The organism is Blastococcus sp. SYSU D00669 (genome assembly GCF_054050715.1).
The window spans coordinates 97,714-120,672 of the sequence record NZ_JBJGZV010000003.1 but is presented as its reverse complement, the minus strand read 5'-3'; the positions used below and the strand labels follow the sequence as shown (position 1 = coordinate 120,672).

The window sequence follows — 22,959 nt, the reverse complement described above, 5'->3', positions numbered from 1 at the left end:
AGCGCCTCCTCCCCCACGCTGCAGCGCGAGGGAGGAGGCGCTGGGATCAGCTCCGCTGATCGTGGCTCAGTCGTAGACGATGACGCCGCGGATGTTCTTGCCGGCGTGCATGTCCTCGTAGCCCTGGTTGACCTCGTCGAGGGTGTAGGTCTTGGTGACCAGCTCGTCGAGCTTGAGCTTGCCCTCCTGGTAGAGCCGCAGCATCCGCAGGATGTCGGTGTGCGGGTTCGAGTCGCCGAACAGCGCGCCCTTGATCTCCTTGGCGAACAGCGTGAGCTCGCCGATCGAGATGGGCAGGCCGACCTCGGCGATGTTGCCGAGGCCGGTGACGACGACGGTGCCGGCCTTGCGGGTGGCGGCGAAGGCCTGGGCGACGTGCTCGCCGGTCGTGACGCCGATGGTGACGATGGACTTGTCCGCGCCCTGGCCGTTGGTGACGCTCTTGGCGAACTCGTCGGCCTCCTGGATGGTCTCGAACGCCTCGGTGGCGCCGAGCTCCATCGCCTTCTCCCGCTTGAACGGCACCGGGTCGACGGCGATGACGTGGCTGGCGCCGGCGTGCGCCGCGCCCTGGACGGCGTTGATGCCGATGCCGCCGATGCCCATGATGATCGCCGTCTCGCCGGGCTGGACCTTGGCGGCCTGCACCGAGGAGCCCCAGCCGGTGCCCACGCCGCAGCCGGTGAGGCAGGCGACCTGCAGCGGGATGTCCTGCGGGATCACCACCGCCGACTCGGCGTTCACCGTCGTCACGCCGGCGAAGGTGCCCAGCCCGCACATCTGGGCCACCGGCGTCCCGTCGGAGGTCTCGAAGCGGAAGCTCTCCAGGTCGTCGAAGCGGGCGCCCACCAGCAGGCCGGCGCCGAGGTCGCACAGGTAGGACATGCCGTTGGCGCACCAGCGGCACTTGCCGCAGGCGGGCAGGAACGAGAAGACGACGTGGTCGCCCTCCTTGTACCCCTTGGTGTTCGGCCCGACCGCGGTGACGACGCCGGCGCCCTCGTGGCCGCCGCACATCGGGTAGTGCGCGACCGGGATGTCGCCGGTGGCCAGGTGGTCGTCGGAGTGGCACATGCCCGAGGCGGCCAGCTTGACCTGGATCTCGCCGGGGCGGGGGTCGTCGGAGAGCAGGTCGACGACCTCGAACGTGCCGGGCGCTTCACGGATGATCGCGCCGCGGGTCTCTACGGGCACAGGGAACCTCCTCGTCGCCCTCGTCGTCGAGGGCCCTGACCGGCATGCGCGAGCGCGCATGGCTGACCCGCACCGTATGACCCCCGTCACAGGCGGTGGAAGCCGGGTGCAACGTCGGCGCTACCTTGGCCGGCGGCGGCGGTCAGACTGGGCCGGTGGCGGTCGTCCCGGTGGTCGTGGTGGGCGCCGGGCCGGTGGGGCTGACGGCGGCCCTGCTCCTCGCCCGGCGCGGCGTCGACGTCGTCGTCCTCGACCGGCAGGCCGCCCCCTACCCGCTGCCGCGGGCGGTCCACCTGGGCGACGAGGCGCTGCGCGTGCTGCAGGACGCCGGTGTCGCCGGCGCGTTCCTGCCGCGCACCGAGCCGCTGGCCGGGATGCGGCTGCTCGACGCCCGCCTGCGCGTGCTGGCCGAGTTCGCCCGGGACCCCGGTCCGGGGCCGCTGGGCTGGCCGGCCGGCGTGCTCTTCCACCAGCCCGACCTGGAGGCGGCGCTCCTCGACGCCGTCGCCGCCTCGCCGCGGATCGACCTGCGCTGGGGCGCCGACGTCAGCGGCCTGCGGCACGAGGACGACGCGGTGGTGCTCGACGTCGACGGCCGGGACGCCGGGCCGGACGGGTCCGTCACGGCGCGGTTCGTGCTCGGCTGCGACGGCGCGAACAGCACCGTCCGCACGCTCGCCGGCGCCCGCATGCGCGACCTCGGGCCGGCCGACCGCTGGTTCGTCGTCGACGTCCGGGCGCGGCCGGCGACGCCGTTCTGGCCGGGTGTGCACCAGGTCTGCGACCCGCGGCGGGCCGCGACCCTGATGCCGCTGACCGGCGGCCGGCACCGCTGGGAGTTCCGCCTGGCGCCCGGGGAGAGCGCCGCCGACCTGGCCGGGCGGATCGACGAGCTGCTCGCCCCCTACGGCGCCGGGCCGGTCGCGGTGGAGCGGACGGCGGAGTACACCTTCCGCGCGCAGGTGGCCGACCGCTGGCGCAGCGGCCGGGTGCTGCTCGCCGGCGACGCCGCGCACCTGACCCCACCCTTCGTCGGCCAGGGTCTGGGGCTCGGGCTGCGCGACGTGCACTCCCTGGCCTGGAAGCTGGCCGCGGTGCTGGGCGGCGCGGCGACGGACGCGCTGCTCGACACCCACCAGGCCGAGCGCGAGCCGCACACCCGGGCACTGATCCGGATCGCCCAGCTCGTCGGGCTGCTGATGACCGGCGGCGGCCGGGGCGCCGCGGCCATCCGCCGGGCCGTGCTGGCGGTGGTCCGCCGGCTGCCGCTGGTGGGGGCGTTCGCGCGCAGCAGCCGCACCCCGCCGTTGCGCCGCGGGCCGCTGGTCCGCCGTCCCCGGGTCGCGGTCGGCTCGCCGGTGGGCGGGCTGCTGCCGCAGCCCCTGGTGACGGTGGACGGTGCGCCCCGCCGCCTGGACGACGTCCTCGGCGACGGCTGGGCGGTGGTGACGGCGGACGGCGGACCCGTGCTGGAGCCGCCCACCGGGGAGCCGGCCCGGGTGGTGCGGGTGCCGGAGCTGGCGGCGTGGCTGCGCGGGCGCTCGGTGCTGGTCCGCCCCGACCGCGTGGTGGCCGCGGCGAGCCGGCCGGCCCGGAGGAAGGTTGCGCGCCATCCGCTTGGGAGGCGTGAGGAGGGGTAGGTGGGGGCGATCCTCATCCCCGACCCCCCGACGAGGCTCCCCATGGCGCGCAACACCCTCTCCCGCTCCCTGCACGACCTCGGCCTCGCCGCCTGGTTCGGCGGCACGCTCGCCAACGCCGTGGCGCTCAACGAGGCCGCCGCCCAGGCCGGCAGCGCCTCGGCCACCGGCGCCGTCGCCAACGCCGGCTGGGACCGGTGGACGCCGGTCAACGCCGCCGCCATCGGGGCCCACCTCGTCGGCAGCGTCGGGCAGCTGCTGGGCAACCGGACGCGGGTGGCCCGCCAGCAGGGGGCCGCCGGCATGTCGCTGGCGAAGACGGTGCTCACCGTCGCGGCGCTGGGGGTGACCGCCTACAGCCGGTCGCTGGGGCAGGTCGTGTCGCAGGGCGGCGCCACCCCGTCGAAGAAGGGCACGAAGCCCTCCAAGCGGGCGCGCGGGGAGATCGCCGCCGCCCAGGAGCAGCTCGACAAGCTGCAGTGGGTCGTCCCCGCGCTCACCGGCGCGCTGGTCGTCGTCAGCTCCTACGCGGGCGAGCAGCAGCGCCCGTCCGAGGTGGCCCGCGGGCTGGCCGAGAAGGCCTGACCCGCGCTACCCGCGGAGCGTCGGGAAGGCGCCGGCCAGCTCGCCGAACGCGGCGCGGAGGTCGTCGGCCAGGCTCGTCCGGCCGTCGGCCAGCCACACCTCGAAGGCGGTGGTGGCGGCCGCGCGCGTCGTCGTCGCCACCAGCCGGGGGAGCAGGTCCTCGGCCTCGCCCCCGGTGCGGCGGGCGACGTGCTCGGCCACGACCCGGTCCACCTCGGCGTAGCGCAGCTGCGAGTGCGCCTGCAGCGCGGGCTCGGTGAGGATGAGCCGCATCCGCTCGCGCAGCAGCGGCAGGTCGGCGTCGGCGTAGTCGTTCACCTCGACGTAGGCCGCGCAGATGCCGGCCAGCACCGGTGCCGCGGCGTCGGTCGCGGCCAGCAACCGGTCGAGCCGGGCGACGTGGCCGGAGAAGTCGCCCCAGACGGCGTCGGCCTTGGTGGCGAAGTAGCGGAAGAACGTCCGCCGGCCGATGCCGGCCTCGGCCGCGACGTCGTCGATCGTGACCTGCTCGAACCCCTTGAGCGTGAAGAGGTCGAGCGCCGCCTGCTCGATGCGGGCACGCGTCTCCTCCCGCGGGTCCCCCCAGGGCTCGGTCACGGCAGCCATCTTGCGCCACCACGGCCCGCAGCCGTACCTCCGCTTGCCCGTGGCACCCGGTGTCACTAGCGTCCGCACCGACCCCCGTCCCACCGCTCCTGGAGGCCCGCATGCCCGAGCCGACGACCGCTCCCGACGTCGAGACCGAGGTGGAGGCCCCCGCGGCCGAGGAGACCCTGGTCGAGGAGTCGCTGGTCGAGGAGGTCTCCATCGACGGCATGTGCGGCGTCTACTGAGCACTCCCGTGCAGGAGTTCGACCCGGGTCTGCCCTGGCAACGGGCCCGGTCGGTGGCCCTGCGGCCCGAGCCCTTCGGCGCGCTGGTCTACCACTTCGGCAACCGCAAGCTGTCGTTCCTGAAGTCGAAGCAGCTGGTGGCGGTGGTGGAGTCGCTGGCCGACCACCCCAGCGCGACCGCGACCCTGGCGGCCTGCGGCGTCGCCGAGCCGCAGCGGCCGGCCTACGAGCGGGCGCTGGCCGACCTCGCCCGCTCCCAGATGATCGAGGTGCGCGCATGACCGCCGTCCTGCCCTCCCGCGAACGGCCGACCGGTGGCCGGCTGATCGACCAGTTCGAGTACGGGCTCGACGCGCCCATCTGCCTGACCTGGGAGCTCACCTACGCCTGCAACCTGGCGTGCGTGCACTGCCTGTCCTCCTCCGGGCGGCGGGACCCGCGCGAGCTGTCCACCGCCGAGGCCGAGGCGGTGGTCGACGAGCTGCAACGGATGCAGGTCTTCTACGTCAACGTCGGCGGCGGCGAGCCCACGGTCCGCCCCGACTTCTGGCACCTGCTCGACTACGCGATCGACCACCAGGTCGGCGTCAAGTTCTCGACGAACGGCGTCAAGCTCGACCGCGAGCGCGCCGCGCAGCTGGCGGCCACCGACTACGTCGACGTGCAGATCTCCCTCGACGGCGCCACCGCCGAGGTCAACGACCGGGTCCGCGGCACCGGCTCGTTCGCCACCGCCACGAAGGCGCTGGAGAACCTGGCCGAGGCCGGGATGAAGGACTTCAAGGTCTCCGTCGTCGTCACCCGCGAGAACGTCGGCCAGCTCGACGCGTTCAAGGCCCTCACCGACCGGTACGGGGCCCAGCTGCGGATCACCCGGCTGCGCCCGTCGGGCCGCGGCGCCGACGTCTGGGACCAGCTGCACCCCACCCAGGAGCAGCAGCGCGAGCTGTACGCGTGGCTGCTGGCCAACGGCGACCGCGTGCTCACCGGGGACTCGTTCTTCCACCTGTCGGCCTACGGGCAGGCGCTGCCCGGGCTGAACCTGTGCGGCGCCGGGCGGGTGGTCTGCCTGATCGACCCGGTCGGCGACGTCTACGCCTGCCCGTTCGCCATCCACGAGCAGTTCCTCGCCGGCAACGTCCGCGACCCCGGCGGCTTCCAGCGGGTGTGGCAGCACAGCGACCTGTTCGCCGAGCTGCGCAGCCCGCAGACGGGCGGCGCCTGCGCCAAGTGCGGGCACTTCGACGCCTGCCGGGGCGGCTGCATGGCGGCCAAGTTCTTCACCGGCCTGCCGCTCGACGGCCCCGACCCCGAGTGCGTGCAGGGCTACGGCGAGACCGCGCTCGCCGCCCGCGACGCCGCCACCGGAACGCCGCGGAGCCACCTCGACCACTCGCACACCGGTCCGGTGCGCGGCCAGCCGACCCTGCTGGGCATGCCGGCCGTCCCGGTCAAGATCTGCGACGAGTCGCCGCTGGCCGGGATGGCCTGACCGGGGTCTGCCCGGACCGGTGCAGCGGGTGACCGGCGCGCCGCGCCGGTGCCTGCCGGCGCGGCTCCCCGGTCGCGGCGTCGGTGCATGCGACCGAAACTCTTCCGTATCTGGTTCGGACACGGGGGGAGGGGAGTGCCTGCGATGACGACGCCGGTGGAGTGCGTGATCCTCGACATCCCGGACGGCCTGCGCCTCGACCTCCTGGGGCTGGTGGTCGAGATCGGGCGGATCCGGATCGTGGCCGACCGGTCGGGGCTGCTCGGCAACCTGCTCGCCTCGCTGACCTGCGGCGGTGCGAGCGGCGCGGCCAGCCTCGAGGCGTTCGCGCAGGCGATGCGGGCGCAGGACGGCTCGCCGCGCCAGGCGCAGTCCGAGTCGGCGGCCTAGCTGCCGCGCAGCTCCACCCGCTCGTTCTCGCCGCCGTCGTAGGCCTGCCCGGTCAGCTTCGCCTTCGCGAAGCTGATCGCGCTCGCCACCCGGCCGCCGGGGGAGTCCCAGTACTCGGCCGAGGCGGCCTCGACCCGCAGCAGGACGACGTCGGGGTCCTCCGGGCCGTCGGGGAACCACGCCTCGACGACCGAGTTCCAGAGCGTGCGCTTCTTCTCCAGGTCGTCGACCACCACGGCGTGCCCGGTGAGCGACACCCAGCTGGAGCTGCCGGACGTCGAGACGTTGACCTGCGGGTTGCCGGTGACGTGGGCGACCTTGCGGGAGCTGCGCTGGGCGAAGAACCAGAGGTCGCCGTCGAACTCGACCTCCTGCATCGCCATCGGGCGGCTGATCAGCGTGCCGTCGGGCGCGATCGTGGTGAACAGGCCGAACCGCTCGTCCTTGAGCAGCTCGGCCACCTTCGTCGTCTCTTCGGAAACCATGCCCCCCTCCTGCCCGGCGGCCGGCGCCCCGACACCCAGGACCCCGACGCTCGGGGACGTTCCCGCGGGAACGTCCTTCGGCCAGTCTGGAGCGCAGCGGTGGGTGGTCAGGAGGGAGGCGGGTCGATGCTCCCCTTCGACGAGGACGGCGCTCGCCGGATCCAGCGCACGTACTCGACCCCGGACGTCGTCCGGCAGCGCGCCGAGGTGCTCGCCCTGCTCGCCGCCCGGCCGGGGGAGCGCGTGCTGGACGTGGGGTCGGGACCGGGCTTCCTCGTGGCGTCGCTGGCCGACGCCGTCGGCGCGGGCGGCGCCGTCCACGGGCTCGACCCGAGCGCGCCGATGAACGCCCTGGCCCGGGAGCTGGTCGCGACGCGGCCGTGGGTCCGGATCGACGACGGCGACGCCCTGGACCTGCCGTACCCGGACGGCGCCTTCGACGCCGCGGTGTCCACCCAGGTCTACGAGTACGTCGCGGACGTCCCGCGGGCCCTGGCGGAGCTGCGCCGCGTGCTGCGGCCCGGTGGCCGCGTGCTGGTCCTCGACACCGACTGGGACTCCGTGGTCTGGCACGCCGCCGATCGCGACCGGCACCGCCGCGTCATGGCCGCCTGGGAGGAGCACCTCGTGCACGCCCATCTGCCGTGCACCCTGCCGGGACACCTCCGGCGCGCCGGTTTCCGGGTGACCGGGCGGCACCTGATCCCGCTGTTCAACACCAGGTACGCGGAGGACACCTACAGCGCGCACACCATGGGGACGATCGGGCGCTTCGTCGTCGGCCGGCACGGGCTGACCCAGGCGGACGTCGAGGCCTGGTGGGCCGACCTGCGGGCGCGCGGCGCGGAGGACGACTACCTCTTCAGCGTGAACCGCTACTGCTTCCTCGCCACGGCCGGGTAGTCGCCGGGCGGCCGCGGTCAGGCGGCCAGGTGGAACGTGCTCGCGAAGCGGCCGAGGAGGTCGCCCGGCCCGCGCAGCACCTCGACCACGCCGGTCGCGATGGCGCGGTCCGGCGCGAGCGCGCCGGAGATGAGCCGGTGGATGCCCGGTCCCGCGGCGAAGGCGAGGTCGGCCGGCCCGGCGCCGCGCGCCACGTCCAGCGTGGGGCCGTCCACCCGGACGAGCAGCTCGGCGGCCCCCACGTGCGCCGCGTACGCGGTCGCCGGCAGCTCCGCCGCCACCTGCGGCCGGAAGGCGGTGCGGAGGGACATGGTCATCGAGTCGGGGGTGATGATCTGCTCCTCCCGCGGGTCGCCGAGCGCCTTGAAGCCCCAGGCGCCGAGCGCCAGCACCGCGGGCTCGATCTCGCGGCCGTAGGGCGTCAGCTCGTAGACGACGACCCGCGAGCGCGGCGCCCGGCGGATGACGCCGGCCGCCTGCAGCTCCTTGAGCCGCGCCGCCAGGATGTTGCTCGGCACGCGGGGGAGGCCCGCGGCGAGCTCGCCGTAGCGGCGCGGCCCGACGAGCAGGTCGCGGACGATCAGCAGGGCCCAGCGCTCGCCGACGAGCTCCAGGGCCCGCGTGACGCCGTCGTACTGCCCGTAGTCGCGCGCGGCCACCGACCTCAGGCCTGCTGCGGCACGACGGCCTCCGGGCCCTGCTCGGCGGCGACGGGGTCCATCCAGCCGAACTCGAGGACGTTGCCGTCGGGGTCGGTGAGCTGGCGCTGGTACATGAAGCCGTAGTCCGCGGCGGGACGCGGCTCCGAGCCACCCGCGGCGAGGCCGTCGGCGACGGCCCGGTCGACGTCGTCCCGGCTGTCGAGGAAGAGCGCGACCGACACCGAGGGGCTCACCGCCGGGTCGCCGATGGGCAGGTCGGTGAACGTCTGGAAGTACTCGCGCACCAGGATCATGAAGTAGTTGTGGCCGTCCTCGACGACGACGCAGGCCGCGTTGTGGTCGGTGAACTGCGGGTTGATGGTGAATCCGAGCGCCGTGTAGAACGCCTTCGCGCGCTCCAGGTCGGCCACCGGCAGGTTGACGAACATCGCGGGCATCGCGCGCTCCCTCTCGTGGGTCCGGCTCGTGGACGGTCACACTTGCGAAAAGCAAGTGCGACGTCAAGGCAGGACCCCGGCCGGCAGCCCGCGAGGCCTCCCTAGGCTGGCCGGGTGCGCACCCTGGACGGCCTGGTCTGGCCCGACGTCCCGGAGTCGCCGCTGCTCGTCGTCCCGCTGGGCTCGGTGGAGCAGCACGGCCACCACCTGCCGCTGACCACCGACACCGCGGTGGCCGGGGCGGTGGCCGAGGCCGCCGCCGACCGGCTGGACGGCGCGGTGCTCGCGCCGGCCCTCGCCTACGGGGCCAGCGGTGAGCACGAGGGCTTCCCCGGCACCGTCTCCCTCGGCACCGAGGCGCTGACCGGGCTGCTCGTCGAGTACGGGCGCTCGGCCTGCCGCTGGGCCGGGCGGGTGCTGATCGTCAACGGCCACGGCGGCAACCTCGAGGCGCTGGGCGCGGCCGGCCGGGTGCTGCGGTACGAGGGCCGCGAGGTCGCCTGGTTCCCGTGCGCCGTCCCGGACGGCGACGCGCACGCGGGCCGCACCGAGACGTCGCTGATGTTGCACGTGGAACCCGAGGGGGTGCTGGGAGACCGGGCGGTGGCCGGCGCGACGCTGCCGATCGAGCGGCTGCTGCCCCGCCTGCGCGTCGAGGGCGTGCGCCCGGTCAGCCCCACCGGCGTGCTGGGCGACCCCGCCGGCGCCTCCGCGGGAGAGGGCGCGGAGCTGCTCGCCGGCCTGGCCGACCGGCTGGTCGCCGCCGTCGCCGCCTGGGACGTCGACGCCAGCGGCCGGCTGCGCCCGGGGGACTAGGGTTCCGCGTCGGGATCGGGGCGTTTCCCAGGAGAGGACGGCGGACATGGCGGTCGAGGCAACCACCCCGCGCGTGACCGTCGAGACCAACGGCATCAACGTCATCGCCGAGGAGGAGCGCAAGGGCACGCCGCGGCAGCTGTTCTGGCCGTGGTTCGGCGCCAACGTCAGCGTCCTCGGCCTGGCCTACGGGTCGTTCCTGTTCGGCTTCGGCATCTCCTTCTGGCAGGCGCTGATCGCCGGCGTCGTCGGCATCGTCGTCTCCTTCCTGCTCTGCGGCCTCGTCGCGATCGCCGGCAAGCGCGGCTCGGCCCCGACGCTCGTGCTCAGCCGCGCGGCCTTCGGCGTCAACGGCAACCGGGTGCCCGCCGTCCTGTCGTGGGTGCTCACCGTCGGCTGGGAGACGGTGCTCGTCTCGCTGGCCACGCTCGCGACCTCGACGGTCTTCCGCGAGCTCGGCTGGAGCGGCGGGACGCCGACCCAGGTCATCGCGCTGCTGGTCGTCGCCGCCCTGGTCGTCGTCGGCGGCGTGCTCGGCTTCGACCTGATCATCCGCATGCAGACGGTCATCACCGTCGTCACCGGGGTGCTCACCGTCGTCTACCTGGGGCTCGTGCTCGGCGAGGTCGACTGGTCGGCGGTCACCGCCGCGCCGAGCGGGTCGACGGCGGCGTTCGTCGGGGCGCTGACCCTGGCCATGACCGGCTACGGCTTCGGCTGGGTCAACGCCGCGGCCGACTACTCGCGCTACCTGCCCCGCTCGTCGTCGACCGCCGGCGTCGTCGGGTGGACGACGTTCGGCGGCGCGCTGGCGCCGGTGCTCCTGCTGCTCGCCGGGCTGCTGCTGGCCGGCTCCGACCCCGAGCTCTCCGCCGCGATCGCCCTCGACCCGATCGGCGCGCTGGGCACGATCCTGCCCACCTGGTTCCTGGTGCCGTTCTTCGTCGTCGTGGTGCTCGGCCTGATCGGCGGCGCGCTGCTGGACATCTACTCGTCCGGGCTCTCGCTGCTGGCCGCCGGGCTGCGCGTGCCGCGGCCGGTGGCCGCCGGCATCGACGGCGCGCTCATGGTGGCCGGCACCGTGTTCGTCGTCTTCGTGGCGGAGAACTTCTTCTTCCAGTTCCAGGGCTTCCTGATCACCCTGGGCGTCCCGATCGCGGCCTGGTGCGGCATCTTCCTGGCCGACCTGGCGCTGCGGCGCCGCGCCTACGCCGAGCCCGACCTGTTCGACGCCCGCGGACGCTACGGCAGCGTGCAGCCGGTGCCGCTGGTCCTGCTGCTCGTCGGCACGGTGCTCGGCTGGGGGCTGGTCACCAACACCTACGCCGGCTGGCTCGACTGGCAGGGTTACCTGCTCGGCCCGTTCGGGCTGGGCGGGAAGACCGGCGACTGGGCCTTCGCCAACCTCGGCGTGCTGGCCGCCTTCCTCGTCGGCCTGCTCGGCACGCTCGCGCTGCGCCGCTCCGCCGTCCGCTCCCAGGAGGTCGTGTGAAGCCCCCGGGCTGGCTCGTCGTCGTCGACCTGCAGCACGTCTTCGGCGACCCCGACTCGCCCTGGACGACGCCGCGGTTCGAGGAGGTGCGGCCGCGGATCCGCCGGCTGGTGGAGGCCTTCGAGGGCTGCGTCGTCTTCACCCGGTTCGTCGCGCCGCAGGAGCCGGTCGGCGCCTGGGAGGACTACTACGAGCAGTACCCCTTCGCCCTGCAGCCCCCGGACGCCGAGCTCTACCGGCTGGTCGAGGACCCGGGCGCGGCGCAGGTGCTCGACGTCACCACCTTCGGCAAGTGGGGCCCCGACCTCGCCGAGATCGTCGGCAGCGGCCCGCTGACCGTCACCGGCGTCGCCACCGACTGCTGCGTGATCTCCACCGTGCTGCCGGCCGCCGATGCGGGGGTCCCGGTGCGCGTGGTGACCGACGCCTGCGCCGGGTCCAGCGACGACGACCACGACCGGGCGCTGCGGGTGATGTCGCTGTACGCCCCGCTGGTCGAGCTGCGCACCACCGACGAGGTGCTCGCCGGGCGATGACGGTCGGCACCCCGCCGGCCGCGCGGCTGCCGGACGGGTTCGCGGTCCGGCTCGACCCGGCGGTCCGGCGGCGGGACGGCGGCACGGCCCTGCTCGGTGGCTCGCCGCTGCGGCTGCTCCGGCTCTCACCGCGGGCCCGCGCCCTGCTGGCGGGTGAGCGCCTGGAGGTGCGCGACGCGGCGACGGCGGAGCTGGCCGCCCGGCTGCTCGACGCTGGTGCGGCGCACCCCGACCTGCCGCCCCGGCGCCCGGACGAGGTCACCGTCGTCGTCCCGGTGCGGGACCGACCGGCGGAGCTGGCCCGGCTGCTCGCCGCGCTGCGCGCGGACCCCGGGACCGCCGGGGTCCCGGTGCTCGTGGTCGACGACGGCTCGGCGACCCCCGTCGTCGCCCCGGGCGCCCGGGTGGTCCGGCACGCGACCGCCCGCGGCCCCGCGGCGGCGCGCAACACCGGCCTGCGCGCGGCGACGACGGCCGCCGTCGCGTTCCTCGACTCCGACTGCGTCCCCCGGCCCGGCTGGCTCGCCGCGCTCGCCCCGCACCTCGCCGACCCCCGGCTCGCGCTGGTCGCACCGCGGATCGTCGCCCTGCCGGTCGACCGGCCGGGGTGGCTGAGCCGGTACGAGGCGGTGGCCAGCGCGCTCGACATGGGGCCGCGGCCGGCGCCGGTGCGCCCGCTGTCGGCCGTCTCCTACGTGCCGAGCGCGGCCCTGCTGGCCCGGCGCGCACCGCTCGGCGACGGGTTCGACGAGGCGATGCACGTCGCCGAGGACGTCGACCTGGTCTGGCGGCTGGCCGCGGCCGGCTGGCGGGTGCGCTACGAGCCCGCGGCGCAGGTGGCGCACGACCACCGCTCCGCGCCCGCGGCGTGGCTGCGCCGCCGCGCCTTCTACGGCACCGGGGCCGCGCCGCTGGCCGCCCGCCACGGCGCCGTCGTCTCCCCCCTGGTGGTCTCGCCGTGGTCGGCGGCCGCCTGGGCGCTGCTCCTGGCCGGCCGCCCGCTGCCGGCGGCCGGCATCGTGGCGGGGGCGTCGGCCCGGCTGGCCCGCCGGCTGGCGCGGCCGGGGGAGCCGGTGCCGTGGGCGTTCGCCGCCGGGCTCGTGCTCCGCGGGACGGCGACGGCGGGGGCGACGCTGGCGCGGGCGGTCACCCGCCACCACTGGCCGCTGGCGGTGGGCGCCGCGCTGGTGTCGCGCCGGGCGCGGCGCCTGGTGCCGGCGGTGGCCGCGCTCGACGCCGTCCAGGGGTGGTGGCCGCACCGGTCCGAGGCGGCGCTGCTGCCGTTCGCCGCCGCCCGGCGGCTGGAGGACCTCGCCTACGGCGCCGGGCTGTGGGCCGGCGCACTGCGGGCACGCGACGCCCGCGCCCTGCTGCCCACCGCGCCACCGCGCTTCTGAGCGGCGGATTCGCCCGTCCGGCGGGCGCTGGTGGAAACGTCGTCCACAGGTCACGATGGGTGCGACACAGGCCACTCGACGGGGAGCGCGCGTGACGTCGACCCTCAATCCGTGGCTCGCGCTGCCCGACGGGCAGCCGAGCGCTGGGCTGACCCGGCGGCTGCGCGCTGCCCACGAGCACCTCGTCACCTCGGGCCTGCCGGCCTCCGACGCCGGCGTCCGGTCGGTGGTCTGGGACAGCTGGCGGCGCTCGCTGGGGAGCGGCGTCGACCCCGACGGCAGCAGCTCGCCACCGGTCGAGCTGGTGGACGGCGACCTGCTCGCCTACCGCGAGGCGCACCCGCTGGCGCCGGTGATGCCGGTGATCCGCCGGCTGCTGGTCGAGGACGCCGAGGCCGACCAGATGATCGTCGCCGTCTCCGACGCCGCCGGCCGCATGCTGTGGGTGGAGGGCGACTCCCGGCTGCGCTCGCGCGCGGCGGGCATGAACTTCGTCGAGGGCGCCCGGTGGGCGGAGGAGGTCGCCGGCACCAACGCCCCCGGCACGGCGCTGGCGCTCGACCACGCCGTCCAGATCTACGGCAGCGAGCACTTCCGCCGGCCCGTCCAGCCGTGGAGCTGCTCGGCCGCGCCCGTGCACGACCCGCTCTCGGGCGTGCTGCTGGGCGCCATCGACGTGACCGGCGGCGACCACGTCGCCAGCCCGCACATGCTCACGCTGGTCCGGGCCACCGTGGCCGCGGTCGAGTCGGAGCTGCGGCTGCTGCACCGCGAGCAGGCCGCCCGCCGGCCGGGCGCGCCGCCGGCCGCGCGCACCGCACCGCGGCTGGAGGTCCTCGGGCGGGAGCGGGCGCGGCTGACCCTGCCGACCGGGCGGATCGAGCTGTCGCTGCGCCACTCCGAGCTGCTGCTCCTGCTGGCCGAGGCGGCGGTGGCCGCGGAGGGCCGGACCGCCGAGCAGCTCGCCGGCGAGTGCCACCCCGGGGGGACGGCGGCGGTGACGGTCCGCGCCGAGCTCTCGCGGCTGCGCCGGCTGGTGGGGCCCGCGCTGGTCGGGTCGCGGCCGTACCGGTTGCTCGGCCCGCTGGAGACCGACCTCGACCGCGTGCGCCGGCTGCTGGGCCAGGGCTCGGTCGGCGCCGCGCTCGAGCGCTATCCCGGCGGCGTGCTGCCGGCGTCGCGGGCGCCGGGCGTCGCCCTGGCCCGCGAGCGGCTGGCCGCGCTGCTGCGGCACCACGTGCTGCGCAGCCGCCGTCCGGAGCTGCTGCTGCGCTACAGCACGCTGCCCGAGGCCGCCGACGACGTCGCCGTGTGGCAGGCCTGCTTCGACCTGCTGCCCTCGACCTCGCCGCGCCGGGCCGAGGCCGCCGCGCACCTGCTCCGCCTGCGCCGCGGCACCCGCCCCCGCTGACGGCCGCGGGGGGCGGGAGGACGGCGGGACGCTCGTCACACGTGCGCCCGCCGGGAATGCGGCCACAGGGCACGGGCTTCGCAGTTCTACGTGAGTGCCCCGCCCGAGACCGCCCTTCCCCCGTCCCGCGTCACCCCGCGCGCCGTCGTCGCGCTGGTGGCGCTGGCCCTCGGCGGCTTCGCCATCGGCACCACCGAGTTCGTCACGATGGGCGTGCTGCCCGACATCGCCGACGGCGTGGGCGTGAGCATCCCGACCGCGGGCCACGTCATCAGCTACTACGCGCTCGGCGTCGTCGTCGGCGCCCCGGTGATCGCCGCGCTGTCCGCCCGGCTCCCCCGCCGCGCCCTGCTCGTCGGCCTCATGGCCGCGTTCCTCGTCGGCAACGCGCTCAGCGCGCTCGCGCCCGGCTACGGCACGCTCTCCGTCGCCCGGTTCCTCAGCGGCCTGCCCCACGGCGCGTACTTCGGCGTCGCCTCGCTGGTCGCCGCCTCGCTGGTCGCCCCGCACCTGCGCGGCCGCGCGGTCAGCTCGGTGATGCTCGGTCTCGCGGTGGCCATGGTCGCCGGCGTCCCGGCGGCCACCTGGCTCGGGCAGTCGGTGGGCTGGCGGGCGGCCTACTGGCTCGTCGTCGTCCTGGCCGCCCTCACCATGGCCGCCGTCCTCGCCGTCGTGCCGCACTCCCCCGGCCGCGCCGACGCGACCGTGCGCGGCGAGCTCGACGCCCTGCGCCGGCCCCAGGTGCTGCTCACCATCCTCGTGGGGATCGTCGGCTTCGGCGGCATGTTCGCCCTCTACAGCTACATCGCCCCGGTCGCGACGGACGTCGCCGGCCTCGCCCGCGGCACGGTGCCGTGGGTGCTGCTCGCCTACGGCCTCGGCGGCATCGTCGGGACGGCGCTCGGCGGACGGCTGGCCGACCTGGCCCTGTTCCGCTCGCTGGTGGGCAGCCTCGTCGTCCTCGGGGTCCTGCTGGCCGTGGTCGCGCTCACCTCCCCCTGGGCCCCGGCGCTGTTCGCCGGCGTCTTCCTGGTGTCGGTCGCCGCCTCGACGCTCGCCATCTGCCTGCAGCTGCGGCTCATGGAGACCGCCGGCGAGGCGCAGATGCTCGGCGCCGCGCTCAACCACTCGGCGCTGAACACCGCCAACGCCCTCGGCGCGTGGCTGGGCGGGCTGGTCATCGCCGCCGGCCTCGGTTACCAGGCGCCCAGCGTCGTCGGCGCCGGCCTGGCCGCCGCCGGCCTGGTGCCCCTCGTCGCCTCCGCCCTGCTGCGCCGCCGGTCCACCCCGGCGCCGGTCGAGCGCGACCCCGCCTACGCGTCGGCCGGCTGACCGGCTCGACCCGCGCTGCAACTACGCTGCAACGTTGCGCCACTCCGCAGCTGCGGAGGTCCGGCGTAAGCGGGCCGCCGCACCCGCGGAAGTCGCGTCGCCCGGCCCGGCAGCGCCGGGGAGACAGTCGGGCCCAGCCGCAGGTTAGCGTGGCCTAAGTCACTCCTGAGGCGACAGACTCCGCTCGCGTGACCCGGGTGACGCCTGGGTCACACGTTTCTGCGAGCCGAGCGGAGGACGCGTGACATCCATAAACGTGCGGGTCGACGGGGCCTCGTACACCGACGACGTCGAACCGCGGACCCTCCTGGTCCACTACCTGCGCGAGCAGCTGGGCAAGGTCGGGACGGTCGTGGGCTGCGACACCAGCAACTGCGGCGCCTGCACCGTCCACCTGGACGGCGAGGCCGTGAAGAGCTGCACCGTCTTCGCGGTGCAGGCCGACGGGTGCGAGGTCACGACCATCGAGGGCGTGGCCGCCCCGGACGGCACCCTGCACCCGATGCAGAAGGCCTTCCACGAGATGCACGGCCTGCAGTGCGGCTTCTGCACGCCGGGCATGATCATGGCCTCGATCGACCTGGTGAACGACAACCCGGACCCGAGCGAGGACGAGGTGCGCGAGGGCATCGAGGGCAACCTCTGCCGCTGCACCGGTTACCAGAACATCGTCCGTGCCGTGCAGCAGGCCGCCGCCGAGATGAGCGGCCGGCAGACCGGCAACGGGCACGTCTCCCCGGCCGAGGTGGACACCGCGGCCGCTCCCCACGTGGCGGTGCAGTCATGACGGTCACCGAGGACCGGCCGGACGCCCGGCCCGAGGACGTGGCCCCGGCCAAGGAGGTCGGCCAGGCGCGCCGGCGCAAGGAGGACGCCCGGCTGATCACCGGCCGGACGCAGTGGACCGACAACCTGGTCCTGCCGGGGATGCTCCACCTCGCGGTGGTCCGCAGCCCGGTCGCGCACGCCAAGATCAGCAACGTCGACACCGAGGCCGCCCGGTCGGCGCCCAACGTCGTCGCCGTCTTCACCGGCCGCGACTTCGCCGAGGAGCAGGGCTCCATCCCCTGCGCCTGGCCGGTGACGCCGGACATGGTCAACCCCGGCCACCCCTCGCTGGCGGTGGAGGAGGTCAACCACGTCGGCGAGGCGGTCGCCGTCATCGTGGCGCGCAGCAAGGCCGCCGCCCAGGACGCCGTCGAGCTCGTCGACGTCGACTACGAGCCGCTGCCGGTCGTCCTCGACATGGAGCAGGCGGTCGCGGAGAACCCCGACCTCTGCCACGACCACCTCGAGTCGAACCAGAGCTTCCGGTTCGTCTTCGACGCCGGCGAGGCGGGCACCGGCCAGAACACCGACGAGGCGTTCGCGAACGCCGACGTGGTGGTGCGCCGCCGGTTCGTCCAGCAGCGGCTCATCCCCGCGTTCATGGAGCCCCGGGCCACCGTCGTCCAGCCCCAGGGCGACAACTACACGATGTGGTCCTCGACCCAGGTGCCGCACATCCTGCGGCTGATGCTGGCGATGATCACCGGCACCCCGGAGCACAAGCTGCGGGTCATCGCGCCCGACGTGGGCGGCGGCTTCGGCGGCAAGCTGCAGATCACCCCGGAGGAGGTGATCACCCTCCTGGTGGCCAAGCGGCTCGGCAAGCCGGTCAAGTGGACCGAGACCCGCAGCGAGTCGCTGATGAGCGCCCACCACGGCCGCGACCAGATCCAGTACATCGACATCGCGTCCGACCGCGAGGGCAACGTCAAGGGCCTGAAGGTCCACATCCTCTCGGACATGGGCGCCTACCTGCGCCTGGTCAGCCCGGGCGTGCCGGTGCTGGGTGCGTTCATGTACCCGGCGATCTACAAGTTCCCGGCCTACCGGTTCGACTGCCAGGGCGTCTTCACCAACAAGACGCCCACCGACGCCTACCGCGGCGCCGGCCGGCCCGAGGCGACCTTCGCCATCGAGCGGATCATGGACGAGCTCGCCGTCGAGCTCGACATGGACCCGCTCGAGCTGCGCCGCAAGAACTGGATCAAGGCCGAGGAGTTCCCGTTCACCACGGTGGCCGGGCTCGAGTACGACAGCGGCGACTACGACCAGGCCACCCAGCAGGCGCTGCAGCTGCTCGGCTACGACGAGCTGCGCGAGGAGCAGCGGCGCCGGCGCGAGTCGGGCGACCCCGTCCAGCTGGGCATCGGGTTCTCGACGTTCACCGAGATGTGCGGTCTGGCCCCGTCGCGGGTGCTGGGCTCGCTCGCCTACGGCGCCGGCGGCTGGGAGCACGCCTCCATCCGGATGCTGCCCACCGGCAAGGTCGAGGTCGTCACCGGCTCCACCCCGCACGGGCAGGGCCACGAGACGGCGTGGAGCCAGCTGGTCGCCGACGAGCTCGGCGTGCCGTTCGAGGACGTCGAGGTGCTGCACGGCGACACCTCGATCTCCTCCCGCGGCCTGGACACCTACGGCTCCCGCTCGCTGGTGGTCGGCGGCGCCGCCGTCGTCCGGGCCTCGCAGAAGGTCGTGGCCAAGGCGAAGAAGGTCGCCGCGCACCTGCTCGAGGCCAACGAGGACGACCTGGAGTTCGCGGGCGGGAAGTTCTCCGTCCGCGGCACCCCCGGCACCGCGCTGTCGATCCAGGAGATCGCGCTGGCCACCTTCGCGGCGCACAACTTCCCCGAGGGCGTGGAGCCGTCGATCGACGCCGACGCCACCTTCGACCCGGTCAACTTCTCCTTCCCCCACGGCACGCACATCTGCGCCATGGAGGTCGACACCGAGACCGGCATGGTGAAGATCCGCAAGTACGCCTGCGTCGACGACGTCGGGAAGATCGTCAACCCGCTCATCGTCGAGGGCCAGGTGCACGGCGGCCTCGCCCAGGGCATCGCCCAGGCCCTGTACGAGGAGGCGGTCTACGACGCCGACGGCAACCTGACCACCGGCACCTTCGTCGACTACCTCGTGCCCTCGGCGTCGGACCTGCCGCACTTCGACACCGGCAACACGGTGCACGAGGCGCCGGGCAACCCGATCGGCGCCAAGGGCGTGGGCGAGGCCGGCTGCATCGCCAGCACCCCGGCCGTCGTCAACGCCGCACTCGACGCCGTCCGCCACCTGGGGGTGTCCGACATCCTGATGCCGCTCACCCCGGAACGGGTCTGGCGGGCGGTCCACCAGGGCGGGGACGGCGGTGGCCGCGCCACGGCCGGCACCGTCGCGTACGGCGGCGCGCAGACCGAGACCACCACCGGCGTCTCCACGCCGGAGTCGTCGCTGGGAGGCGACCGATGATCCGCCGAGACGACGAAGGAGTCGAGCAGTGATCCCCGCCCCGTTCGAGTACGCCCGGCCGTCGACCGTCGACGAGGCCCTGCAGGCCATCGCCGCCGGCGGCGAGGACGTCAAGATCCTCGCCGGCGGGCAGTCGCTCATCCCGGTCATGCGGCTGCGCCTCGCCGCGCCGTCCACCGTGGTCGACCTGACCCGGGTGACGGAGCTGCGCGGGGTGCGCGACGACGGCGACGCGATCGTGATCGGCGCGATGACGACCCACTCGGACGTCATCTCCGACCCGCTGGTCCAGCAGCACGCGCCGCTGATCGCCCAGGCGACCGAGACGGTCGCCGACCGGCAGGTGCGCCACCGGGGGACCTTCGGCGGCGCGCTGGCGCACGCCGACCCCGCCGGCGACCTGCCGGCGGTGGCGCTCGCCCTGGACGCCGAGTTCGTGCTCGCCGGCCCGTCGGGACGGCGCACGGTGCCCGCGCGGGACTTCTTCGTCGACTACCTGACCACCGCCCTCGAGGAGGGCGAGTTGCTGGTCGAGGTGCGCATCCCCAAGCTGCAGGGCGAGTGGGGCATGCACTACGAGAAGTTCAACCGGGTGGCGCAGGCGTGGTCGATCGTCTCGGTGGCCGCGGCGGTGCGCCGGGAGGACGGGCACATCGCCGAGGCGCGGATCGGCCTGGCCAACATGGGGCCCACGCCGCTGCGGGCGACCGCCGCGGAGCAGGCCCTGGCCGGGGCCGCGGCGAGCGCGGAGTCGATCGCCGCGGCGGCCGAGCAGGCCGCCGAGGGGACCGAGCCCAGCAGCGACCTCAACGCCCAGGCCGACTACCGGCAGCACCTCGCGAAGGTGCTCACGCGCCGGGCGGTCAGCGCGGCCGCCGGGCTGTAGTTTCCGGGTAGCCGCGCCGGTTCCGCACCGGTCCGTACCGTTCCGTCTCGGCCGGCCCGCCCCTCCCCGGGGCGGACCGGCCGAGCCGCATCCCCCTGGAGGTTTCGCGTGCAGCTCGAGAACTCGTTCACCGTGCCGGTGCCTATCGACGAGGCGTGGCGGGTGCTGCTCGACATCGAGCGCATCGCCCCCTGCATGCCCGGCGCCGCCCTCGACTCGGTCACCGGCGACGACTTCACCGGGCGGGTCAAGGTCAAGCTCGGCCCGATCAACCTCACCTACCAGGGCAAGGCGTCGTTCATCGAGAAGGACGAGGCCGCGCACAAGGCCGTCATAGACGCCCGCGGCAAGGACCAGCGGGGCAACGGCACGGCCGCCGCCGTGGTCACCGCCCAGCTCAAGCCCGAGGGCGACGTCACCCGGGTCGACGTCCTCACCGACCTCAACATCACCGGCCGGCCGGCCCAGTTCGGCCGCGGCGTGATGACCGACGTCGGCAACAAGCTGCTCGGCCAGTTCGCCGACAAGCTGGCCGCGCAGCTGGGCGCCGGCGAGCCGGCGCCGGAGCCGTCGCCGGCGGCCAAGGCGGCCGCGACCGCCACGGGCGCTGTCGAGGAGATCGCCGCCTCCGCCGAGGGTGCCGCCGCCGACGGGACGGCGGCGAAGAAGGCCGCCGCCGCGACCAAGCAGGCGGCCGCCTCGGCCACCGAGCGGGTGACGGCGACGAGCACGGTGCCCGCCAAGTCGGCGGCCCCGGCGAAGAAGGCGACGCCGGCCAAGAAGGCGGCCCCCGCCGCCGCCGACACCGCCCCCGCGGCGGCCGACACGGCGCCGGCCGCTGCCGACACCGCGCCCGCGGCCACCGACACCGCACCGGCCACCCCCGCGGCGGCGGCGCCCAGCGCGCCGAGCGTCCCGGCCGCCGAGGCCACCACGCCCGCGGCTGCGGCCCCGCCGACGCCGTCCGCACCGTCCCCGGCCGCGGCGCGCACGGTCCTGCAGTCCGAGCCCGAGCCGATCGACCTGCTCGAGGTGGCCGGCGGCGCGGCGATGGCGCGCTACGCCAAGCCGGCCGGCGGCCTGGCCCTGCTGCTGCTGTTCATCTTCCTGGTGGCCCGCCGCCGCCGGGACTGACGCTCACGGGGCTCTGTCGCGATCGAGCGCGCGCGCTCGATCGCGACAGAGCACCTCGAGCCAGGGGAGGACGGCGGACACGACGGCCGCGAGGTCCTTCTTCAGCGCGTGGTCGCCGGGGACCCCGCGCACCAGCGCGTGCGGCGCTGCCGCGGCCACCTCGCCCGGCCCGCCGAACGCGTCGGTCGTGCCCTGCACCACCAGCAGCGGGACGGCGACCGGGGACAGCTCGTCGGCCCGGCTCTTCTCCGGCCGCCCCGGCGGGTGCAGCGGGAAGGCCAGGGCCAGCACGCCGGCCGCCCCCTGCTGCGCCGCCGAGCGGCAGGCCACCCGAGCCCCTGCGCTGCGCCCGCCGAGCACGAGGGGACCGGCCAGCAGGCCGTCGTCCCGGAGCCGGTCGAGGACGGCGGCCCAGGCGACGTCCAGCCGCAGCGGCGCCGCGGCGACCCGCCCGCCGGCCACCTTCCACGGCTGCTCGACCCCGAGCACCCGCCAGCCGCCGCCCGCGGCGGCGTCGGTGACGGCGGTGAGGTCGGGGGAGTCGATCCCGCCGCCGGCGCCGTGCCCGAGCACGAGCGTGCCGCGCACCGGCCCGGACGGGTCGCGGCGCAGCACCCGCGCCGGCCCCAGCGGGGTGTCGACCTCCATCAGGCGGGCAGCGCGAGCAGGGCGCCGACGGCGCCGGGCAGGTCGGCGGCGAGCACGTGCGGCGGCTCGAAGACGGCCGGGTAGACCCGCTCGCTCCGCGGGAACCAGGCGCCGGTGAGCCCGGCGCGCTGGGCGCCCTGGACGTCCCAGCCGTGCGCCGCCACCAGCGCCATCCGCTCCGGGGCGACGTCGCAGGCGCCGGCCGCCCACAGGTACACCGCGGGGCTGGGCTTCCAGGCGCGGATGGTCTCGCTGGACAGGGTCCGCTCCACCAGCGGTGCCACCCCGCCGCGCCCGAGCCCAGCCTCGGCCACGCCGGGGGAGCCGTGGGTGAGCGTGACCGCGCGGACGCCCGCATCGGCCAGCAGCCGCAGCGCCGGCTCGACGTCGGGGTGCGGCGCCAGCTCGGCGAAGGCGTCGGCGACCCGGGCGCGCTCGACCGGCGCCAGGTCGGTGGCCTGGGCCAGGGCGGCGTCGAAGGCGTCGCGGAAGCGGCACCAGCTGCCGACCACGGCCGCGGCGAAGCCGGTCAGCAGCGTCCGCGAGAACACCGTGGGCAGCAGGTGCTCGGGCTGCCCGGCCTCCATGAGCGCGGCCCGCACCGGCGCCAGGTCGAGCAGCGTCTCGTTGACGTCGAAGGCGACGACCTCGGGACGCGACCGGGGCGCGGTCACGGGCGCTGCGGCTCGTCGCGCTCGTCGACCGGCAGGTCCAGCCCCGCCGTGGGGGGGCGCCGGAGCCGGCCGGACAGCTTGCGCCAGACGAACCAGCCGACCGCCAGGACGACGACGGCGACCACCACGTAGTCGAGGTACTTGAGGTTGGCCTGCACCCAGTCGCCGGCCGCCACCCCGAGGCCGATGAGCACGCTGTTCCAGATCAGGCTGCCCGCTGCGGTGAACAGCAGGAACTGCGGCCACGGCATGCGCACCACGCCGGCCGGCACCGACACGAAGCTGCGCACGATCGGCACCATGCGGCCGAAGAACACCGCCGCCCGGCCGTGCCGCTCGAACCAGTCGAAGGTCTTGTCGACGTCGGACGTCTCGACCAGCGGCAGGCGGTCGAGGAAGGCGTGCGAGCGGCGCGGGCCGAGGGCGCGGCCGACGGAGTAGAGGACCACAGCGCCGACCAGCGACCCCAGGGTGGCGAAGAGGACCACCGGGACGACGCTCATCCGGCCCTCGTTGATCAGCACCCCGGCCGCGCCCAGCACCGCCTCGCTGGGGATCGGGGGGATCACCGTCTCGATCAGGATCGTCAGGCCGACGCCCACCGGCCCCAGCTTGTCGACGAGGTCGAGCAGGAAGCCGGTGATGCCTCCCTGGTCGGCGGCAGCAGCGGCGAGGGTCGACACGGGATCCCACCGTACGTGAGAGAGGTGGGCGGGGCCGG

The 22,959-nt window shown here is 75.2% G+C and carries 25 protein-coding genes; 17 read left to right on the top strand and 8 right to left on the bottom strand.

All coding sequences use genetic code 11. From position 1 onward, the window contains the following. Positions 1 to 66: 66 nt before the first annotated feature. The gene (locus ACI8AF_RS04015) at positions 67 to 1,194 is read right to left on the bottom strand and encodes an NDMA-dependent alcohol dehydrogenase (RefSeq protein WP_456538375.1); all 1,128 of its coding nucleotides are present in this window, start codon (positions 1,192 to 1,194) and stop codon (positions 67 to 69) included. 155 nt (positions 1,195 to 1,349) lie between these two features. Between ACI8AF_RS04015 and ACI8AF_RS04010 the strand changes: the two genes are divergently transcribed. Both ACI8AF_RS04010 and ACI8AF_RS04005 read left to right on the top strand, forming a co-directional pair. Continuing rightward, positions 1,350 to 2,834, top strand: coding sequence for a bifunctional 3-(3-hydroxy-phenyl)propionate/3-hydroxycinnamic acid hydroxylase (locus ACI8AF_RS04010; RefSeq protein ID WP_456538374.1), 1,485 nt, complete (start codon positions 1,350 to 1,352; stop codon positions 2,832 to 2,834). Between the two features lie 42 nt (positions 2,835 to 2,876). Continuing rightward, the gene (locus tag ACI8AF_RS04005; RefSeq protein WP_456538373.1) at positions 2,877 to 3,419 is read left to right on the top strand and encodes a hypothetical protein; all 543 of its coding nucleotides are present in this window, start codon (positions 2,877 to 2,879) and stop codon (positions 3,417 to 3,419) included. Between the two features lie 6 nt (positions 3,420 to 3,425). Here the strand turns inward: ACI8AF_RS04005 and mftR are convergent, their stop codons facing one another. Continuing rightward, on the bottom strand, positions 3,426 to 4,016 hold the full coding sequence (gene mftR, locus ACI8AF_RS04000) for a mycofactocin system transcriptional regulator (protein WP_456538372.1): 591 nt from the start codon (positions 4,014 to 4,016) through the stop codon (positions 3,426 to 3,428). Positions 4,017 to 4,126: 110 nt separating this feature from the next. Here mftR and mftA point away from each other — a divergent pair, with 110 nt between their 5' ends. The 4 genes from mftA (at position 4,127) to ACI8AF_RS03980 (ending at position 6,134) form a co-directional block, all read left to right on the top strand. After that, a complete protein-coding gene (gene mftA, locus ACI8AF_RS03995; protein WP_456538371.1) occupies positions 4,127 to 4,252 on the top strand; it encodes a mycofactocin precursor MftA in 126 nt (41 codons plus the stop codon). Positions 4,253 to 4,260: 8 nt separating this feature from the next. After that, on the top strand, positions 4,261 to 4,533 hold the full coding sequence (gene mftB / locus ACI8AF_RS03990; RefSeq protein ID WP_456538370.1) for a mycofactocin biosynthesis chaperone MftB: 273 nt from the start codon (positions 4,261 to 4,263) through the stop codon (positions 4,531 to 4,533). Next, a complete protein-coding gene (mftC, locus tag ACI8AF_RS03985) occupies positions 4,530 to 5,744 on the top strand; it encodes a mycofactocin radical SAM maturase (RefSeq protein WP_456538369.1) in 1,215 nt (404 codons plus the stop codon). The genes mftB and mftC overlap by 4 nt, the downstream gene beginning before the upstream one ends. Before the next feature lie 144 nt (positions 5,745 to 5,888). Beyond that, positions 5,889 to 6,134, top strand: coding sequence for a hypothetical protein (locus tag ACI8AF_RS03980; protein ID WP_456538368.1), 246 nt, complete (start codon positions 5,889 to 5,891; stop codon positions 6,132 to 6,134). On the opposite strand, the gene ACI8AF_RS03975 is transcribed toward ACI8AF_RS03980, so the two are convergent. Next, positions 6,131 to 6,619, bottom strand: a complete 489-nt coding sequence (locus tag ACI8AF_RS03975) for a pyridoxamine 5'-phosphate oxidase family protein (protein WP_456538367.1) — start codon at positions 6,617 to 6,619, stop codon at positions 6,131 to 6,133. The genes ACI8AF_RS03980 and ACI8AF_RS03975 overlap by 4 nt on opposite strands. 126 nt (positions 6,620 to 6,745) lie before the next feature. On the opposite strand from ACI8AF_RS03975, the gene ACI8AF_RS03970 reads away from it, so the two are divergent. Next, positions 6,746 to 7,522 carry a methyltransferase domain-containing protein gene (locus tag ACI8AF_RS03970; protein ID WP_456538366.1) on the top strand — a complete coding sequence of 259 codons (777 nt, stop codon included), beginning with the start codon at positions 6,746 to 6,748 and terminating at the stop codon, positions 7,520 to 7,522. Between the two features lie 17 nt (positions 7,523 to 7,539). Here the strand turns inward: ACI8AF_RS03970 and ACI8AF_RS03965 are convergent, their stop codons facing one another. Both ACI8AF_RS03965 and ACI8AF_RS03960 read right to left on the bottom strand, forming a co-directional pair. Further along, the gene (locus ACI8AF_RS03965) at positions 7,540 to 8,181 is read right to left on the bottom strand and encodes a winged helix-turn-helix transcriptional regulator (protein WP_456538365.1); all 642 of its coding nucleotides are present in this window, start codon (positions 8,179 to 8,181) and stop codon (positions 7,540 to 7,542) included. A gap of 5 nt (positions 8,182 to 8,186) precedes the next feature. After that, the gene (locus tag ACI8AF_RS03960; RefSeq protein WP_456538364.1) at positions 8,187 to 8,621 is read right to left on the bottom strand and encodes a VOC family protein; all 435 of its coding nucleotides are present in this window, start codon (positions 8,619 to 8,621) and stop codon (positions 8,187 to 8,189) included. 114 nt (positions 8,622 to 8,735) lie between these two features. On the opposite strand from ACI8AF_RS03960, the gene mftE reads away from it, so the two are divergent. From mftE to ACI8AF_RS03910, 10 genes are all read left to right on the top strand, one after another. Next, the gene (gene mftE / locus ACI8AF_RS03955; RefSeq protein WP_456538363.1) at positions 8,736 to 9,437 is read left to right on the top strand and encodes a mycofactocin biosynthesis peptidyl-dipeptidase MftE; all 702 of its coding nucleotides are present in this window, start codon (positions 8,736 to 8,738) and stop codon (positions 9,435 to 9,437) included. 46 nt (positions 9,438 to 9,483) lie between these two features. Then, positions 9,484 to 10,929, top strand: a complete 1,446-nt coding sequence (locus ACI8AF_RS03950; protein WP_456538362.1) for a purine-cytosine permease family protein — start codon at positions 9,484 to 9,486, stop codon at positions 10,927 to 10,929. Beyond that, positions 10,926 to 11,465 carry a cysteine hydrolase family protein gene (locus ACI8AF_RS03945; protein WP_456538361.1) on the top strand — a complete coding sequence of 180 codons (540 nt, stop codon included), beginning with the start codon at positions 10,926 to 10,928 and terminating at the stop codon, positions 11,463 to 11,465. The genes ACI8AF_RS03950 and ACI8AF_RS03945 overlap by 4 nt, the downstream gene beginning before the upstream one ends. Next, a complete protein-coding gene (gene mftF, locus ACI8AF_RS03940) occupies positions 11,462 to 12,862 on the top strand; it encodes a mycofactocin biosynthesis glycosyltransferase MftF (protein ID WP_456538360.1) in 1,401 nt (466 codons plus the stop codon). Before ACI8AF_RS03945 ends, mftF begins: the two co-directional genes overlap by 4 nt. A 91-nt stretch (positions 12,863 to 12,953) precedes the next feature. Further along, on the top strand, positions 12,954 to 14,273 hold the full coding sequence (locus tag ACI8AF_RS03935) for a GAF domain-containing protein (RefSeq protein WP_456538359.1): 1,320 nt from the start codon (positions 12,954 to 12,956) through the stop codon (positions 14,271 to 14,273). Positions 14,274 to 14,363: 90 nt separating this feature from the next. Continuing rightward, positions 14,364 to 15,605, top strand: coding sequence for an MFS transporter (locus tag ACI8AF_RS03930; RefSeq protein ID WP_456538358.1), 1,242 nt, complete (start codon positions 14,364 to 14,366; stop codon positions 15,603 to 15,605). A gap of 241 nt (positions 15,606 to 15,846) precedes the next feature. Beyond that, positions 15,847 to 16,392, top strand: coding sequence for a (2Fe-2S)-binding protein (locus ACI8AF_RS03925; RefSeq protein WP_456538357.1), 546 nt, complete (start codon positions 15,847 to 15,849; stop codon positions 16,390 to 16,392). Continuing rightward, positions 16,389 to 18,896 (top strand): xanthine dehydrogenase family protein molybdopterin-binding subunit, encoded by a 2,508-nt coding sequence (locus ACI8AF_RS03920; protein WP_456538356.1) that lies wholly within the window; start codon positions 16,389 to 16,391, stop codon positions 18,894 to 18,896. Before ACI8AF_RS03925 ends, ACI8AF_RS03920 begins: the two co-directional genes overlap by 4 nt. Positions 18,897 to 18,924: 28 nt before the next feature. Beyond that, complete coding sequence (locus tag ACI8AF_RS03915; RefSeq protein WP_456538355.1) at positions 18,925 to 19,782, top strand: FAD binding domain-containing protein; 858 nt, start codon at positions 18,925 to 18,927, stop codon at positions 19,780 to 19,782. 108 nt (positions 19,783 to 19,890) lie between these two features. Beyond that, the gene (locus ACI8AF_RS03910; RefSeq protein ID WP_456538354.1) at positions 19,891 to 20,916 is read left to right on the top strand and encodes an SRPBCC family protein; all 1,026 of its coding nucleotides are present in this window, start codon (positions 19,891 to 19,893) and stop codon (positions 20,914 to 20,916) included. A 3-nt stretch (positions 20,917 to 20,919) separates the two neighbouring features. Here the strand turns inward: ACI8AF_RS03910 and ACI8AF_RS03905 are convergent, their stop codons facing one another. From ACI8AF_RS03905 to ACI8AF_RS03895, 3 genes are read right to left on the bottom strand one after another with little or no spacing between them, the layout of a single operon-like run. After that, the gene (locus ACI8AF_RS03905) at positions 20,920 to 21,564 is read right to left on the bottom strand and encodes an alpha/beta hydrolase family protein (RefSeq protein WP_456538353.1); all 645 of its coding nucleotides are present in this window, start codon (positions 21,562 to 21,564) and stop codon (positions 20,920 to 20,922) included. Next, positions 21,564 to 22,238, bottom strand: coding sequence for an HAD-IA family hydrolase (locus ACI8AF_RS03900; RefSeq protein WP_456538352.1), 675 nt, complete (start codon positions 22,236 to 22,238; stop codon positions 21,564 to 21,566). The genes ACI8AF_RS03905 and ACI8AF_RS03900 overlap by 1 nt, the downstream gene beginning before the upstream one ends. After that, positions 22,235 to 22,921, bottom strand: coding sequence for a DedA family protein (locus ACI8AF_RS03895; protein ID WP_456538351.1), 687 nt, complete (start codon positions 22,919 to 22,921; stop codon positions 22,235 to 22,237). Before ACI8AF_RS03895 ends, ACI8AF_RS03900 begins: the two co-directional genes overlap by 4 nt. Between the last annotated feature and the right edge of the window lie 38 nt (positions 22,922 to 22,959).

What these genes read in the sequence shown, in the direction of transcription:
- ACI8AF_RS03950 (WP_456538362.1), top strand. Translation starts at nt 9,484, where the DNA reads ATGGCGGTCGAGGCAACCACCCCGCGCGTGACCGTCGAGACCAACGGC.
- mftA (WP_456538371.1), top strand. Translation starts at nt 4,127, where the DNA reads ATGCCCGAGCCGACGACCGCTCCCGACGTCGAGACCGAGGTGGAGGCC.
- ACI8AF_RS03975 (WP_456538367.1), bottom strand. Translation starts at nt 6,619, where the DNA reads ATGGTTTCCGAAGAGACGACGAAGGTGGCCGAGCTGCTCAAGGACGAG.
- mftC (WP_456538369.1), top strand. Translation starts at nt 4,530, where the DNA reads ATGACCGCCGTCCTGCCCTCCCGCGAACGGCCGACCGGTGGCCGGCTG.
- ACI8AF_RS03920 (WP_456538356.1), top strand. Translation starts at nt 16,389, where the DNA reads ATGACGGTCACCGAGGACCGGCCGGACGCCCGGCCCGAGGACGTGGCC.
- ACI8AF_RS03980 (WP_456538368.1), top strand. Translation starts at nt 5,889, where the DNA reads ATGACGACGCCGGTGGAGTGCGTGATCCTCGACATCCCGGACGGCCTG.
- ACI8AF_RS03960 (WP_456538364.1), bottom strand. Translation starts at nt 8,621, where the DNA reads ATGCCCGCGATGTTCGTCAACCTGCCGGTGGCCGACCTGGAGCGCGCG.
- mftF (WP_456538360.1), top strand. Translation starts at nt 11,462, where the DNA reads ATGACGGTCGGCACCCCGCCGGCCGCGCGGCTGCCGGACGGGTTCGCG.
- ACI8AF_RS03905 (WP_456538353.1), bottom strand. Translation starts at nt 21,564, where the DNA reads ATGGAGGTCGACACCCCGCTGGGGCCGGCGCGGGTGCTGCGCCGCGAC.
- ACI8AF_RS03970 (WP_456538366.1), top strand. Translation starts at nt 6,746, where the DNA reads ATGCTCCCCTTCGACGAGGACGGCGCTCGCCGGATCCAGCGCACGTAC.
- ACI8AF_RS04005 (WP_456538373.1), top strand. Translation starts at nt 2,877, where the DNA reads ATGGCGCGCAACACCCTCTCCCGCTCCCTGCACGACCTCGGCCTCGCC.